The sequence below is a fragment of the Pseudomonas sp. MRSN 12121 genome, from assembly GCF_000931465.1.
In the GTDB taxonomy this organism is placed as follows: domain Bacteria; phylum Pseudomonadota; class Gammaproteobacteria; order Pseudomonadales; family Pseudomonadaceae; genus Aquipseudomonas.
This window is the reverse complement of record NZ_CP010892.1, coordinates 5312591-5328230: the sequence shown is the minus strand read 5'-3', so window position 1 is coordinate 5328230 and position 15640 is coordinate 5312591. Positions and strand designations below refer to the sequence as shown.

Annotated in this window: 12 protein-coding genes; 6 read left to right on the top strand and 6 right to left on the bottom strand. The window is 65.6% G+C overall.

Going from position 1 to position 15640, the window contains the following annotated elements:
• Positions 1-19: 19 nt before the first annotated feature.
• From TO66_RS24135 to gap, 6 genes are all read right to left on the bottom strand, one after another.
• Positions 20-421, bottom strand: coding sequence for a YbaN family protein (locus TO66_RS24135; protein ID WP_044464633.1), 402 nt, complete (start codon positions 419-421; stop codon positions 20-22).
• A gap of 135 nt (positions 422-556) precedes the next feature.
• On the bottom strand, positions 557-1165 hold the full coding sequence (locus tag TO66_RS24130; RefSeq protein ID WP_044464632.1) for a biliverdin-producing heme oxygenase: 609 nt from the start codon (positions 1163-1165) through the stop codon (positions 557-559).
• A 135-nt stretch (positions 1166-1300) separates the two neighbouring features.
• Positions 1301-3892: a TonB-dependent receptor gene (locus tag TO66_RS24125; RefSeq protein WP_044464631.1), complete on the bottom strand. Its 2592-nt coding sequence runs from the start codon at positions 3890-3892 to the stop codon at positions 1301-1303.
• A gap of 300 nt (positions 3893-4192) precedes the next feature.
• A complete protein-coding gene (locus TO66_RS24120; RefSeq protein ID WP_044464630.1) occupies positions 4193-5176 on the bottom strand; it encodes a FecR domain-containing protein in 984 nt (327 codons plus the stop codon).
• Positions 5177-5266: 90 nt separating this feature from the next.
• Entirely contained in the window at positions 5267-5785 is a 519-nt protein-coding gene (locus TO66_RS24115; RefSeq protein ID WP_044466148.1) for an RNA polymerase sigma factor, read from the bottom strand.
• A 264-nt stretch (positions 5786-6049) separates the two neighbouring features.
• Entirely contained in the window at positions 6050-7054 is a 1005-nt protein-coding gene (gene gap, locus TO66_RS24110) for a type I glyceraldehyde-3-phosphate dehydrogenase (RefSeq protein ID WP_044464629.1), read from the bottom strand.
• Between the two features lie 221 nt (positions 7055-7275).
• On the opposite strand from gap, the gene edd reads away from it, so the two are divergent.
• From edd to TO66_RS24080, 6 genes are all read left to right on the top strand, one after another.
• Entirely contained in the window at positions 7276-9102 is a 1827-nt protein-coding gene (gene edd, locus TO66_RS24105; protein WP_044464628.1) for a phosphogluconate dehydratase, read from the top strand.
• Positions 9099-10055 (top strand): glucokinase, encoded by a 957-nt coding sequence (locus TO66_RS24100; RefSeq protein WP_044464627.1) that lies wholly within the window; start codon positions 9099-9101, stop codon positions 10053-10055. Before edd ends, TO66_RS24100 begins: the two co-directional genes overlap by 4 nt.
• Before the next feature lie 207 nt (positions 10056-10262).
• Positions 10263-10994 carry a response regulator gene (locus TO66_RS24095; protein WP_044464626.1) on the top strand — a complete coding sequence of 244 codons (732 nt, stop codon included), beginning with the start codon at positions 10263-10265 and terminating at the stop codon, positions 10992-10994.
• A gap of 31 nt (positions 10995-11025) precedes the next feature.
• Positions 11026-12453, top strand: a complete 1428-nt coding sequence (locus tag TO66_RS24090) for an ATP-binding protein (protein WP_218187736.1) — start codon at positions 11026-11028, stop codon at positions 12451-12453.
• Between the two features lie 345 nt (positions 12454-12798).
• The gene (locus TO66_RS24085; RefSeq protein ID WP_044464624.1) at positions 12799-14058 is read left to right on the top strand and encodes an AGE family epimerase/isomerase; all 1260 of its coding nucleotides are present in this window, start codon (positions 12799-12801) and stop codon (positions 14056-14058) included.
• A 118-nt stretch (positions 14059-14176) separates the two neighbouring features.
• Entirely contained in the window at positions 14177-15484 is a 1308-nt protein-coding gene (locus TO66_RS24080; RefSeq protein ID WP_044464623.1) for an ABC transporter substrate-binding protein, read from the top strand.
• Positions 15485-15640: the final 156 nt, after the last annotated feature.

Here is a 15640-nt window from a genome sequence, read left to right as displayed (position 1 = left end):
AGGTGGGCGGCGAGTGGGCTCAGGAGGCCTGGGGCAGAGCCTCGGGGCGGGACCAGATCCACAGGTTGCCCAGGCCCATGCCGGCCAGGGCCAGGTACATCGTCCAGTGATGGGTGAGCAGGCCCAGCATCAGCCCGGCGCACAGCAGCATGCTGACCGTGGCGCTGACCTTGGCCCGGCGGCTGATGATCCGGCCGTTGCGCCAGTTGCTCAGGATGGGGCCGAACAGCCGGTGGTTTTCCATCCAGGCGCTCAGGCGCGGCGAGCTTTTGGTCGCGGCCCAGGCGGCCAGGAGTACGAACTCGGTGGTCGGCAGGCCGGGGACGACGATGGCGATCAGGCCGATGGCCAGGCTGACATAGGCGAGGCACCCGAAGAACAGGCGCGAGGCTTTGGACGAGGAGCGGGGTTTGCCGGTCATGGGTTCGATGATGAGGGGAAGAGCCCGGGGCTCAAGCCACAAAGGGTGGAAAAACGGCTGACGCCGGCACAGGCATTCCTGTCGCTGGCGTGAGTCTACGCCTTCCTTACAGGAACGAAGGTGCCGGCGAAAAAATCAGGCCAGTTCGGGCGCCGTGTCGTAGGCCTTTTCCAGCAGCACGGTAAAGCGGTTGAAGGCATCCAGCGCGCCTTTGTCCGCGGCCGCCTCTTCTTCGGCGCTCAGCGTCAGGCCGTCGAGGATGCGGGTGAAGGTTTTCCAGCCCTCGGCGCGACCGCCGGCCGGCTCGCCCAGGTGCCGGGCACCGAAGGTTTCGCCGAGGCCCAGGCCCACCGCGCGCTTGATCAGGAAGGCCGCGCCCAGCTTGGAACCTTCGGAGACGAACAGCCAGCCCAGGGCCTCGGCCTTGCTCGGGTTGTGCACCGCGCCAGCCACCGGGGCCGGTACTTCGGTGTCCAGGTCCGCCAGGTCGGCCTTGGCCGCCTCGGCGCGGCAGCGTTGTGCCAGGTCCGGGACGATGGCGATCAGCGCCGGGTCGTTGTACAGCGCCACCAGTTCCGACTGGAACAGGTACTGGGCGACGACGAAACGGGCGTAGCTGCTGGTGCTTTCGAACGGCGCGTGGGCCTTGACCAGGGCGTCGAGCCGGGCATGGGGTTCATGGGTGATCTGGTTCAGGCGTTGGGAGCGCAGGCTCGGACGCTGGGTGGAGTCCTGGGAAGTCATGACGATGTCCTTGGGCAGTGAAAACGAAGGTGACTGAGAACGAGAGACGTTTGCTAACTAGACGAACAAGAAGACGCGGTAGCGTAAAAAATCCTCACTGCGCCCATCGAAAAAGCGCAGTGAGGAGGTCCGGGGTCAGATATCCCAGATCAGGTTGACCGCGAAGTTGCGGCCCGGCTGGGTCAGGCGGTCGAGGTTGGCGGGGCTGAGCACCGCCGCCTCGCCCACGCTGTCGTAACCGCGCACGTCGTCCCACAGCCAGTACTTCTTGTCGGCCAGGTTGTAGATGCCGGCGCTGACGGTGACGTCGTCGGTGACCTTGTAGAAGCCGGTCAGGTCGAGCACGCCATAGCCCGGGGTCTTGAACTGGCCGCTGGTGCCGTCCGGGGTCTTGAAGCTGGTGTCGTCGACGCGGTCCTTCTTCTTCACCAGGGTCCAGCTGAGCAGCGCGCCGTAGTGGTCCTGGTCGTAGCCCAGGCCGAACACGCCGGTCAGCGGGTTGACCGCGTTCAGCGGCTCGCCGGTGTCGTTGTTGCGCCCGTAGGCGTAAGCCACCGAACCCTGGGTGTAGAGGCCTTGCGGTGCGCCCAGGGCGTCGAGGTTGAGCCGGCCCTTGACCTCCACGCCCTTGATGGTGGCGTGCTTGATGTTGTTGCTCTGGAAGGTCAGCTCGTTGTAGCCGGGCGTCACCGCGTCTTCGTTGATGAAATCGCGGTACTTGTTATAGAACACCGCCACGTCGAAGTTGCCGGACTCGAAGTTGCCGCGCAGGCCGGTCTCGTAGCTCTGGCTTTTCTCCGGTTCCAGGTTCGAGTTCGGTTCCACGCGGTAGCCGGTGGTGTTGTTCTCGAAGCGGCCGTACAGCGCCTTGGCGCTCGGCGTGCGGAAGCCCTCGGCGTACTGGCCGTACCAGGTGTACTGGTCGGTCAGGGCGTAGGTCAGGCCGAACTTGGGCGAGACCCGGTGCCAGGTCTTGTTCTTGTCGCTCACCGTGCCCTGGCCGTCGGCGGCCACGGTGTTGAGGAACTCCTGGGTCACGTGCGGCTTGAGCTGGGTGTAGTCGTAACGCAGGCCCGGCAGGAAGGTCCACCGGTTCCAGCTGATCTGGTCCTGGGCGAACAGGCTGTAGGTGTTGATGGTCGGGTCCGGGAAGTCGCTGGACTTTTTCAGCACGTCGGCCGGGCTGATGGCGCCCACCGCCGTGCACCCGCGGCCGACCGCCAGGCAGGTGCCGCTGCCGCTGCGCGAGCCGGTGACCTTTTCCTGCTTGAGGGTGGTGCCGTAGGTCAGCAGGTGCTCGGTGTCACCGATGGCGAAGGCCTTGTCGGCCTGGGCGTCGAGGACCCACTGCTTTTCTTCGTAGAGGGTCTGGCGGCTGCGCATGACGTTGCGGGTGAACGGGAAGTAGTTCTCCAGGGTGCTCTGGTCGGTCTTGGCGATCTGGTAGTTCAGGCTCCACTTGATGTGGTCGGCCACCAGGCTGTCGAGCGCGAAGCTGTTTTCCAGGCCGAAGCGTTCGCGGGTGATGGTGTCGTTGCCGGTGCGCGAACGGTACATGCCCAGCGGCTGGCCGGCATTGAACGGGCCGCCCACGGCGCTTTTCTGGTTGGTGTCGCGATCGTCCTTGTACTTCTCGTAGGTCAGGCCCAGGCGTGCGTCGTCGGCGTAGTTCCAGCCGGCCTTGGCCAGCACGTTGCTGGTGCGCACGTCTTCCGGGTTGGCGGCGGTGCGCGCCAGGCCCGTGCCGTTGTGGCTGCCGTAGGAGTCGGTTTCATGGCCGTCGCGCTGGCTGAAGTGCAGCAGGCCGTCGAACTCGCCGTGGCGGCCGGCCACGGTGGCGGATTTCAGCCAGCTGTCGTCCGCCGAGCTGTAGCCGGTCTTCAGGCGGGCGCCGACGTCCTGGCCTGGCTTGATGATGTCGTCCGGGTCGAGGGTGAAATAGCTGACCGCGCCGCCGATGGCGTTGCTGCCGTACAGCACCGACGCCGGGCCGCGGAGGATTTCCACGCGCTTGACGATTTCCGGGTCGACGTAGTTGCGCTGGGTCTTGGCGTAGGGGCCGTTGAAGAAGCTGTTGGGAATCTCGACGCCATCGACCTGGGTGAGGATGCGGTCGCCATCGATGCCGCGGATGTTGTAGCCGCTGATGCCGCCGCGCTGGCCGGCGCCGCCGACCGAAACGCCCGGCTCGTAGCGCACCAGTTCCTTGATCGTGTTGACGTTGTTGCGGTCCAGGTCCTGGCGGTCGTGCACGGTCACGGTGCTGGGCACGCTGTTGACGTCCTGTTCCTGGCGCGTGGCGCTGATGGTCACCTGTTGCAGGTTGAGGGCGCCGCCGGCGGCGCGTTTTTCCAGGACGATGTTGTTGCTGCCCAGCTTGCGGTAGCTCAGGTTGGTGCCCAGCAACAGGCGGTCGAGGGCTTTTTCCGCGGGCAGCGAGCCGTGCACGCCGGGGGAGGCGATGCCTTCGCCCAGTTCCGCCGGCAGGCCGACCTGCCAGCCGGTGACGGCGGTGAAGGCATTGAGCGCCGAGACCAGCGGCTGCTGGTCGATGGCGAACTGGTAGTCGCCCATGTTGCGCGTCGGCTGGGCTGGCGCGTTGGCGGCCATGACCGGCGCGGCCTGGGCCCCGGCCAGCAGGATGGCGGCGGTCAGCAGGGACAGTGTGCAGTGCTGCAGGCGGGCCGGGCGGGAAGCAGAGGACCGGCTGTTGAGGCGAGAGGACATCGATAGCGCTCCGTGTCGCACGAATCTTTATAGGTGCTGATTCGCCGTTTTTAATGCGAATCAATTGCATTGGCTATAACGAGACGAACGACCGGTGGCGATCGCGTAAAAATAAATGCGTTCCAGGCTCTGTGCAAAAAGTAGGCGAGCGAAGGTCAGGCAAGGCAAAAACAGGCGAGGAACGGCCGGGGTCGCGTCCGACTGTAGGGGCCTACATGAGCATTCCGAGCCTGTTTTTAACGCAGCATGGCCCGCGTAACGCCGAAGGCGTCCAGCGCGCAGCCACTTTTTGGACAGGGCCTAGTTGAGAATCACCAACGCCGGGAATTCCTCCAGGTGCGCCGAGGTGATGTGCGCCAAAGAGCGCAGCACGTCCAGCGGCTGGTCGAGGCGGTAGTTGCCGGTGACGGCGACATCGGCCAGGCGCTCGTTGTTGTTGATGATCCAGCCCGGGTAATAGCGGCGCAGTTCGGCCAGCACCTGGCCCAGCGGGCAGTTCTCGAACACCAGCCGGCCCTGGACCCAGGCCAGGTCCTTGGCCGGGTCGAGCCTGGCCGGGCGGTCGAAACCGTTGGGACCGATGCGGATGCTCTCGCCGGCCGTCAGGCGCACCCGGGCATCGTCGTGGGTGGCGCGCAGGTCGACGTCGCCGCGCTGCACCCGGACCTGGGCCACGCCGTCCAGGTAGCGCACCGCGAAATCGGTATCGCGCACACTGGCGCGAACCGGGCCGGCATCGAGTTCCAGGGGCTGGCCGCGGCTGGCTGCAATCTCGAAGAACGCTTCGCCCTGGTACAGGCGGGCCACGCGCTGGCGTTCGTCGATGGTGCTGGAGAACGCCGAATTGGTGTTGAGCAGGACTTTCGAGCCGTCCTCCAGTTGCAGGCGCTGGCGTTCGCCAACCACCGTCAGGTGGTCGGCCTGCAGGCGCAGGGGCAGATTGCTGAAACTGAACAGGCCGAGGATCAGCACCGCCGCGGTGGCCAGCGGCCGCCAGTGCGGGCGCAGGCGCGCGAGCACGCCGGGCCGGGTTTTCCGTTGGTCCAGGCTTTGCGCGCAGCGCACGATCTGCGGGCCGTTCCAGATCGCCTGGGCCTTGTCGAAGGCGGCGCCGTGCAGCGGCGAGGCGTTGAGCCAGTGATGGAATTGCCGGGTCTGTTCCGGGCTCGGGTTCTCCAGCAGGATCAGCCAGTCCAAGGCCTGGTCCATAGCCTGGTCCGGGCTGTCGCTAGTCGGCGTTGCCCCGGCCTGGGCGGTCGACTGGGTACGGTGGATATCCGTCACGGGTGTTCCTCGGCTGTGTCTGTGCACGGCTGTTTTTTCAGAGAGAGGGCGCAGGGCGCTCAAGGGTAGCAAAGGGGCGTGGCGGCCGCCTCAATGACCGTTCAGGCGCTCGGCGACGCCAATGCAGATCGCCATGATCAGCTTCAGTTCCTTCTGCACCGTGCTCTGCGAGACCGCGAGCTTTTCGGCGATTTCCTGGTAACTGTGGCCGTGCAGGCGGCTGAGGATGAAGATCTGCTGTTGGCGTGGGCTGAGTTGGGCAAGGCTCATGTTCAGGCGTTCCAGCAACTGTTCGGCATGGGCGGCATCCTCGGCGCTGCTCAGGGGCGCGGCAACGCTCTCGACTACCTCCGGCGGCACGTCTTCGAGCAGAGTACGGGCCTGGATGCGTCGCGAGCGCAGGTGATCCAGCGCCAGGTTACGGGCGGTCTGGAAGACGAAGGGTTCAAGGTGATCGATGGCCCGCTCGCTCAGGGCCCGGGTCACGCGCAGGTAGGTTTCCTGCAGCAGGTCCTCGGCGGTGCTGGGATTGTTGACCATCCGTTGCAACGTGCGCAGCAGGGAAACGCGCTGGGCGAGAAAAACATGATTGAAGTGCGATTGGCTCACAACGGGACCCGGCTGAATGTGCAGCAGATGATAATGCTTATCATCTGCGCTGGCGGTCAAGCCCCGAGTGGATTATCGACGTCCGTGGCGGTGCGCTGGCGCGCGCCCATGCCGGCCTGGATGAGGCTGATAGCGATCGGTGGGGTTCCTGCGGCGATGGTGTCTGCAGGAGCGGCCGAGGCTGCGATCTTTGCGCGCTTGAAGCTCCGGTTGAAGTTCAAAAGATCGCAGTCTGCGGCCGCTCCCGCGTCGCAGGCGGTGGGCTTACTCGGCGTTGCACAGGGCCAGGCAGTTATCCAGCATGCGGTTGGAGAAGCCCCACTCGTTGTCATACCAGGCCAGTACCTTGAGCAGCCTGCCGCCGCTGACCTTGGTGTGGTTGGCGTCGAAGATCGACGACAGCGGGTTGTGGTTGAAGTCGCTGGAGACCAGCGGCAGGTGGTTGTAGCCGAGGATCTTCGAATGCTGGCTGGCGCTCTTGAGCAGGGCGTTGACCTCTTCGCTGGTGGTGTCGCGCTTGAGCTGCACGGTCAGGTCCACCAGCGATACGTTGATCACCGGCACCCGCACCGCCATGCCGGTCAGCTTGCCTGCCAGCTCCGGCAGCACCAGGCCCACCGCTTCGGCGGCGCCGGTCTTGCTCGGGATCATGTTCTGGGTGGCCGAGCGCGCGCGGTACGGATCGCTGTGATAGACGTCGGTCAGGTTCTGGTCGTTGGTGTAGGCGTGGATGGTGGTCATCAGCCCGCTTTCGATGCCCAGCTCGCGGTTCAGCACCTGGGCCACCGGCGCCAGGCAGTTGGTGGTGCACGACGCGTTGGAAATGATCTGGTGCGACTGGCGCAGAATGTCGTGGTTCACGCCATACACCACGGTGGCGTCGGCGCCTTTGGCCGGGGCGGAAATGATCACTTTGCGCGCGCCGGCGCTGATATGCGCGGCGGCCTTGGCACGGTCGGTGAACAGACCGGTGCATTCGAAGACCACGTCGATTTTCTCGGCGGCCCAGGGCAGTTCGGCCGGGTTGCGGATGGCGCTGACGGCGATCCGGTCGCCATTGACGGTCAGGCTTTCCTGATCGTGCTGCACCTCGGCATCGAAGGTGCCGTGGACGGTGTCGTATTTGAGCAGGTGGGCATTGATCGAACTGTCCCCCAGATCGTTGATGGCGACGATCTGCAGGTCCTGACGATAGCCTTGGGTATAAAGTGCGCGCAGGACGTTGCGGCCGATACGGCCAAAACCATTGATTGCGATTCGTAGAGTCATTGAAAAGCGCCTGCTAAATTTTGTTGTTGGAATTACAAGATTATTCGCAAAAAAATAGAAAACAAGCCTTTTTGGTGGCAGTATTTTGTTTTATCTACAACGAGTGACCTGAATCAACTGGTCCGAATGGTCAGGAAACCCTCCGCTATCCCCTGTGCGGCGGGTGTTCTGGTCAGCCTAGACAAACAGGTCGCCATATCCGTTAGCCTGGAGTTCTACACATGCATCCCCGCGTTCTTGAGGTCACCGAACGGCTTGTCGCCCGCAGTCGCGCCACTCGCGAGGCTTATCTCGCCCTGATCCGCGGCGCTGCCAGCGACGGTCCGCAACGGGGCAAGCTGCAGTGTGCGAACTTCGCCCACGGTGTCGCCGGGTGCGGCGCCGAAGACAAGCACAGCCTGCGGATTATGAATGCCGCCAACGTGGCGATCGTTTCGTCATATAACGACATGCTTTCGGCGCACCAGCCGTACGAACACTTCCCCGAACAGATCAAGAAGGCCCTGCGCGAGATGGGCTCGGTCGGCCAGTTCGCCGGAGGCACGCCCGCCATGTGCGACGGCGTGACCCAGGGCGAGGCCGGCATGGAACTGAGCCTGCCGAGCCGCGAGGTGATCGCCTTGTCCACCGCGGTGGCGCTGTCGCACAACATGTTCGACGCCGCGCTGATGCTCGGCATCTGCGACAAGATCGTCCCGGGCCTGATGATGGGCGCGTTGCGCTTCGGCCACCTGCCGACCATCTTCGTGCCGGGCGGGCCGATGCCGTCGGGGATTTCCAACAAGGAAAAGGCCGACGTGCGCCAGCGCTATGCCGAAGGCAAGGCCACCCGCGAAGAGCTGCTGGAGTCGGAGATGAAGTCCTATCACAGCCCGGGCACCTGCACCTTCTACGGCACCGCCAACACCAACCAGCTGCTGATGGAGGTCATGGGCCTGCACTTGCCGGGCGCCTCCTTCGTCAACCCCTACACGCCGTTGCGTGATGCCCTGACTTACGAGGCGGCGCAGCAGGTTACCCGCCTGACCAGGCAGAGCGGCAACTTCACGCCGATCGGCGAGATCGTCGACGAGCGTTCGCTGGTCAACTCCATCGTCGCCCTGCACGCCACCGGCGGCTCGACCAACCACACCCTGCACATGCCGGCGATCGCCCAGGCGGCCGGCATCCAGCTGACCTGGCAGGACATGGCCGACCTCTCCGAAGTGGTGCCGACCCTGTCCCACGTCTATCCGAACGGCAAGGCCGACATCAACCACTTCCAGGCTGCGGGCGGCATGGCGTTCCTGATCCGCGAGCTGCTGGAAGCCGGCCTGCTCCATGAAGACGTCAACACCGTGGCCGGCCGTGGCCTGAGCCGCTACACCCAGGAGCCGTTCCTGGACAATGGCAAGCTGGTGTGGCGCGACGGCCCGATCGAAAGCCTCGACGAAAACATCCTGCGTCCGGTGGCCCGCGCGTTCTCGCCGGAAGGCGGGCTGCGGGTGATGGAAGGCAACCTCGGGCGCGGGGTGATGAAAGTCTCCGCGGTGGCGTTGCAGCACCAGATCGTCGAGGCCCCGGCGGTGGTGTTCCAGGACCAGCAGGACCTGGCCGACGCGTTCAAGGCCGGCGAACTGGAGAAGGACTTCGTCGCGGTGATGCGCTTCCAGGGGCCGCGCTCCAACGGCATGCCCGAACTGCACAAGATGACGCCGTTCCTCGGTGTGCTGCAGGACCGCGGCTTCAAGGTCGCGCTGGTGACCGACGGGCGCATGTCCGGGGCTTCGGGCAAGATCCCGGCGGCGATCCACGTCAGCCCGGAAGCCCAGGTCGGCGGGGCGCTGGCGCGGGTGCGCGATGGCGACATCATTCGTGTGGATGGCGTAAAGGGCACGCTGGAGCTTAAGGTAGACGCCGACGAATTCGCCGCCCGTGAACCGGCCCGGGGCCTGCTGGGCAACAATGTCGGCACCGGCCGCGAATTGTTCGGTTTCATGCGCATGGCCTTCAGCTCGGCGGAGCAAGGCGCCAGCGCCTTTACCTCTGCCCTGGAGAACCTTAAGTGAAGCTAGCGCTGGTCGGTGACATCGGCGGCACCAATGCCCGTTTTGCGTTGTGGAAAAACCAGTGCCTGGAATCGGTCCAGGTCCTGGCGACGGCGGATCACGCCAGCCCGGAGCAAGCCATCGGCGTCTACCTGGGCGGGCTCGGCCTGGCGCCGGGGGCGATCGGCGCGGTGTGCCTGTCGGTGGCCGGCCCGGTCGGCGGCGACGAATTCCGTTTTACCAACAATCACTGGCGCCTGAGCCGCAAGGCGTTCTGCCAGGCCCTGCAGGTCGACGAGCTGCTGCTGGTCAATGATTTCTCGGCCATGGCCCTGGGCATGACCCGGCTGCAGCCGGGCGAGTTCCGGGTGGTCTGCGAAGGCACCGCCGAGCCGCTGCGCCCGGCGGTAGTGATCGGCCCGGGCACCGGCCTGGGCGTCGGCACCCTGCTCGACCTGGGCGAAGGCCGCTGGGCTGCCTTGCCGGGCGAGGGCGGGCATGTCGACCTGCCGTTGAGTAGCCCGCGGGAAACCCAGCTGTGGCAGCACCTGCACAGCGAGATCGGCCACGTCAGCGCCGAGACCGCCCTCAGCGGCGGCGGCCTGCCGCGGCTGTACCGGGCGATCTGCGCGGTGGACGGCCACCCGCCGCGGCTCGACACCCCGGAAGCCATCACCGCGGCCGGCCTGGCCGGCGACCCCATCGCCCTGGAAGTGCTGGAGCAGTTCTGCTGCTGGCTGGGCCGGGTGGCGGGCAACAACGTGCTGACCACTGGCGCGCGCGGTGGCGTGTACATCGTCGGCGGGGTGATTCCACGTTTTGCCGACTTTTTCGTCGAGAGCGGCTTTGCCCGTTGTTTCGCCGACAAGGGCTGCATGAGCGATTACTTCAAGGGCATCCCGGTGTGGCTGGTGACCGCGCCGTATTCCGGCCTGACCGGTGCCGGCGTGGCGCTGGAACAGGCGCTCGCCTGATCGACTACGCCGCCTCTGTAGCCGCTGCCGAGCTTGCGAGGCTGCGATAAGGCCGAAGGCCTTCAGCGGTCTTGAGATCCCCGCGCGCCCTGCGGGGTCGATCGCAGCCTCGCAGGCTCGGCAGCGGCTACAGAGCCTTGGTGTCTACGTTTTGCTGAGCGGTAAGGCATAATCCGGCCCCATTCATAACAACAAAGGACGGCCCGCGTGAGTTCAGTCAGTAAGTCGATCTTGTTGGTTGATGACGACCAGGAAATACGCGAGCTGCTGGAGACCTACCTCAGCCGCGCCGGTTTCCAGGTGCGCAGCACGCCCGACGGCGCCGGCTTTCGCCAGGCGCTGAACGAGGCGCCGAGCGACCTGGTGATCCTCGACGTGATGCTGCCGGACGAAGACGGCTTCAGCCTGTGCCGCTGGATCCGCCAGCACCCGCGGGTCGGCCAGGTGCCGATCATCATGCTCACCGCCAGTTCCGACGAAGCCGACCGGGTCATCGGCCTGGAGCTGGGCGCCGACGACTACCTGGGCAAACCCTTCAGCCCCCGCGAATTGCAGGCACGGATCAAGGCCCTGCTGCGCCGTGCGCAATTCGCCCAGGAACGCGTCGGGGGCGAGGTGCTGTGTTTCGACGAGTGGCGCCTGGACATGGTCAGCCACCGGCTGTTCCACAATGACGGCGAGGAGGTGATTCTCTCCGGCGCCGACTTCGCCCTACTCAAGCTGTTCCTCGATCATCCCCAGGAAATCCTCGACCGCGACACCATTGGCAATGCCACCCGCGGGCGCGAACTGATGCCCCTGGACCGCATTGTCGACATGGCGGTCAGCCGCCTGCGCCAGCGCTTGCGCGACACCGAGAAGCCGCCGCGGCTGATCCGCACCGTGCGTGGCAGCGGCTACCAGTTGGCGGCCACCGTGGTGGCCGGCAATGCCCACTGAGTTCGCGCGCAAGCTGCTGGCGCGAGTGCCGGTGCCGCGTTCGCTGCTCGGCCGGATGTTGCTGCTGACCCTGCTGGCGGTGTTGTTCGCCCAGGCCCTGTCCAGCGTGATCTGGGTGTCGCAATTGCGTGCCACGCAGCTTGAGGGCCTGGTCACCAGCGCGCGCAGCCTGGCCCATTCGATGACCGCCAGCGTCAGCTACTTTCGCTCGCTGCCGGTGGCCTACCGGCCGCTGGTGCTCGACCAGTTGCGCAGCATGGGCGGCACCCGTTTTGTCGTGACCCTCAACGACAAGCCGCTGGGCATGGAGGTGCTGCCCATCACCCCGCGCAAGCAGGCGGTGCTCAAGGCGGTGGAGGAAGTGCTGCGCCAGTCCCTGGGCAGCGATGCCTATATCTCGGTGACCTTCGTCAGCCCCGGCGACCTGCGGATTTTCAATGGCGGGCTGAAGCTCGACGAACTGCCGCGCTCCTGGGCGCACTATGCGCTGACCCTGGAACCGGTGAACCCGCCGGTCCTGGTCACGCAGATCCAGATGGCGCCGGGCGAGTGGCTGTACATCGCCTCGCTGTTGCCCGAGCCCTACACCAGCCTCGAAGAACAGGGGCTGCCGGCGCAGCAGGTGTGGTTCATCGTGCTGACCAGCAGTTTCCTGCTGTTGTTCATCGGCCTGCTGGTGCATTGGCAGAGCCGGCCGCTCAAGCGCCTGGCGCGGGCGGCGCGGGACATGTCCCTGGGGGCCGAGGTGCAGCCGGTGGCCGAGGGCGGCGGCAGCGAGGTGGTGGAAGTCGGCCGCGCCTTCAATGCCATGCGCGAGCGCATCAGCCGCTACCTGACCGAGCGCAGCCAGTTGTTCAGCGCCATTTCCCATGACCTGCGCACCCCCATCACCCGCTTGCGGCTGCGGGTCGAACTGCTGGAGGACGAGCAGTTGCAGGCCAAGTTCGGCCGCGACCTGGACGAGCTGGAGCTGCTGGTCAAGGGCGCGCTGCAATGCGTCAAGGACACCGACATCCACGAGAATATCGAGCCGGTGGACCTCAACCAGGTGCTCGACTGCCTGGTGGAGCCCTACGTGGCGCCCAACGGCAACGGCCGCGTGACCCAGCAGGGGCGGGCGCTGGCGCCGTACCCGGGCAAGCCGCTGGCGCTCAAGCGCTGCATGGGCAACCTGATCGACAACGCGCTGAAATATGGGCAGAACGCCCACCTGCACATCGAGGACGACGCCAGCGCCTTCGTCCTGCACGTCGACGACGAAGGCCCCGGGGTGCCGGAGCAGCGCCTGGAGCAGGTGTTCGAGCCACACTTCCGGCTGTCCGGCCAGCAGCAGGGCTACGGCCTGGGCCTGGGCATCGCACGTAACATCGCCCACAGCCACGGTGGCGAAGTCAGCCTGCAGAACCTGCGCGAAGGCGGCCTGCGCGTGACCCTGTACCTGCCCCGTTCCATGGACTGAACAGATCTTCTGGCGATCCGACTTGCCCGCGATAGCGATATCGCGGCCTGCGCCCAATCTCAGCCTGGCGGCTGATCGCGAGCAAGCTCGCTCCTACGGATCCTGGGTGTGTCAGGTCCTGCTCCTGCCTTCGTAGGAGCGAGGCTTGCCCGCGATAGCCGCGCAGCGGCGTTCGTTCAACCACACCGGGTCATCGTTGAGGTTTTTCGCGAGCAAGCTTCGCTCCTACAGAAGCCGGGGGGGCTTTGTCACGGGTTGGTGACATTTCCTGTGACCTTCGTTACCTGCCCGCGCGAACCCGTTGTTTAGACTCAAGGCCCTGACAAGAACAACAACAGGTTCGCCATGAACAGCATTCCCCTGGCGTTCAGCAGCTGGCTGAACGCCCCTGCCCATCATCAATGGCTGGCCGCCGAGGGCCAGCGCCTGCTGGCGTTCGCCCGGGCTGCACAGTTGCCGGACGGCTTCGGCGACCTGGACGAGCATGGGCGCCTGCCGAGCGGCGCCCGGGCCGGCACCATGAACACCGCGCGCATGACCCACAGTTTCGCCATGGCCCATATCCAGGGCATTCCCGGCTACGCCACCCTGGTGGACCACGGCATCGCCGCGCTCAACGGCGCGCTGCGCGATAGCGAGCATGGCGGCTGGTTCGCCGCGCCGGAGCACGGCGACGGCAACAGTGGCAAGGCGGCGTACCTGCATGCCTTCGTCGCTTTGGCGGCGAGTTCCGCGGTGGTGGCCGGGCGGCCTGGGGCCGAGGCCCTGCTGGCGGAGGCGATCCGGATCATCGAAACGCATTTCTGGAGCGAGGAGGAGGGCGCGATGCGCGAGTCCTTCAGCCGCGACTGGAGCGCGGAAGAGGCCTACCGCGGCGCCAACAGCAACATGCACGCCACCGAGGCGTTCCTCGCCCTGGCCGATGTCACCCAGGACCCGCGCTGGCTCAACCGCGCCCTGCACATCGTCGAACGGCTCATCCACCAGCAGGCCGCCGCCGGCGATTACCGGGTGGTCGAGCATTTCGACCGGCACTGGCAAGCGCTGCCGGACTACAACCGCGAGCATCCGGCCGACGGTTTCCGCCCCTACGGCACCACCCCCGGCCACGCGTTCGAGTGGGCCCGCCTGTTGCTGCACCTGGAAGCCGCGCGCTGCCAGGCCGGCATGCTGAGCCCGGGCTGGCTGGTGCTGGATGCGCAGAAGCTGTTCGACACCGCCTGCCGCGACGCCTGGGAGGTCGATGGCGCGCTGGGCATTGTCTACACCCTGGACTGGAACCAGCGCCCGGTGGTGCGCCAGCGCCTGCACTGGACCCACGCCGAAGCCAGCGCGGCGGCCAGCGCCCTGCTGCAACGCACTGGCGATGCGCGCTACGAAGCCTGGTATCGACGCTTCTGGGAGTTCACCGCCGAGCACTTCATCGACCCGCTGCACGGCAGCTGGCACCACGAGCTGGGCTGCGACAACCGGCCCAGCGCCGAGATCTGGGCCGGCAAGCCGGACCTGTACCACGCCTGGCAGGCGGTGCTGATTCCGCGCCTGCCCTTGGCGCCGAGCCTGGCTTCGGCTTTGGCGGAAGCGTCTAGAATGAGGGTTTTGTAACTGCATGGTGACATTCGCGCATCCCTTCGTTACCTGCGCGAGCCCACCCCCTGTTTAGAATCCTGTGCAACGCAAGCACCAGACTTGCATGCATAACAACAAGAAAGGTATCTCTCAGATGAATGCGATTTCTCGTCTCGCTGCTGTCATTTCCGTTGCTTCGTTGTTCCCGCTCAGCGCTTTCCCTCTCGTTTCCGTTGCCGCCGATACCAAGGGTTCCGTGGAAGTCGTCCATTGGTGGACTTCCGGCGGTGAAAAGGCGGCGGTCGATGTGCTCAAGGCCCAAGTCGAAAAAGACGGTTTCACCTGGAAGGACGGCGCCGTCGCCGGCGGTGGCGGTGCCACGGCCATGACCGTGCTGAAAAGCCGCGCCGTATCCGGCAACCCGCCCGGCGTCGCCCAGATCAAGGGGCCGGACATCCAGGAGTGGGGCAGCACCGGCCTGCTCAGCACCGATACCCTGAAAGACGTGGCCAAGTCGGAAAACTGGGACGGCCTGCTGTCCAAGAAAGTCTCCGACACCGTGAAATATGAAGGCGACTATGTGGCCGTGCCGGTGAACATCCATCGCGTCAACTGGCTGTGGATCAACCCGGAAGTGTTCAAGAAAGCCGGGATCGACAAGGCCCCGACCACCCTCGAAGAATTCTATGCCGCCGGCGACAAGCTCAAGGCCGCCGGTTTCATCGCCCTGGCCCACGGCGGCCAGCCATGGCAGGACAGCACCGTGTTCGAAGACGTGGTGCTCTCGGTCATGGGCGCCGACGGCTACAAGAAAGCCCTGGTCGACCTGGACCAGAAGACCCTCGCCGGCCCGGAGATGGCCAAGGCCTTCGCCGAGCTGAAGAAAGTCACCAGCTACATGGATCCGAACCGCGCCGGGCGTGACTGGAACATCGCCGCGGCCGACGTCATCAACGGCAAGGCCGGCATGCAGATGATGGGCGACTGGGCCAAGAGCGAGTGGACCGCGGCGAAGAAAGTCGCCGGCAAGGACTACCAGTGCGTGGCCTTCCCGGGCACCGACAAAGCCTTCACCTACAACATCGACTCCCTGGCGGTGTTCAAGCTCAAGGCCGATCGCAAGGGTGACATCGCCGCGCAGCAGGACCTGGCCAAGGTCGCCCTGGGCAAGGACTTCCAGAAGGTCTTCAGCATCAACAAGGGTTCGATCCCGGTACGCACCGACATGCTCAACGACATGGCCGCGCAAGGCTTCGACTCCTGCGCCCAGGCGTCGGCCAAGGACTTCCTGGCCGACGACAAGACCGGCGGCCTGCAGCCGAGCATGGCGCACAACATGGCCACTTCGCTGGCCGTGCAGGGCGCGATCTTCGATGTGGTGACCAACTTCATGAACGACAAGGACGCGGACCCGGTCAAGGCCAGTGCGCAGCTGGCATCGGCGGTCAAGGCCGCGCAGTAATCCCGCTGCCGCGGGTACGCCCGCGGCCGTTCTGAGGCTCTCCTTGTAGGAGCGAGGCTTGCCCGCGAAGGCGGTGCGTCGGTCGACATCGATGTTGAATGTCAGTCCGCCTTCGCGAGCAAGCTTCGCTCCTACAGATACTCACTTCTCCACACT

Excerpts from the sequence above, each read along its gene's own strand:
- TO66_RS24135 (WP_044464633.1), bottom strand. The coding sequence starts at position 421 with ATGACCGGCAAACCCCGCTCCTCGTCCAAAGCCTCGCGCCTGTTCTTC.
- gap (WP_044464629.1), bottom strand. The coding sequence starts at position 7,054 with ATGACTCTACGAATCGCAATCAATGGTTTTGGCCGTATCGGCCGCAAC.
- edd (WP_044464628.1), top strand. The coding sequence starts at position 7,276 with ATGCATCCCCGCGTTCTTGAGGTCACCGAACGGCTTGTCGCCCGCAGT.
- TO66_RS24130 (WP_044464632.1), bottom strand. The coding sequence starts at position 1,165 with ATGACTTCCCAGGACTCCACCCAGCGTCCGAGCCTGCGCTCCCAACGC.
- TO66_RS24125 (WP_044464631.1), bottom strand. The coding sequence starts at position 3,892 with ATGTCCTCTCGCCTCAACAGCCGGTCCTCTGCTTCCCGCCCGGCCCGC.
- TO66_RS24080 (WP_044464623.1), top strand. The coding sequence starts at position 14,177 with ATGAATGCGATTTCTCGTCTCGCTGCTGTCATTTCCGTTGCTTCGTTG.
- TO66_RS24085 (WP_044464624.1), top strand. The coding sequence starts at position 12,799 with ATGAACAGCATTCCCCTGGCGTTCAGCAGCTGGCTGAACGCCCCTGCC.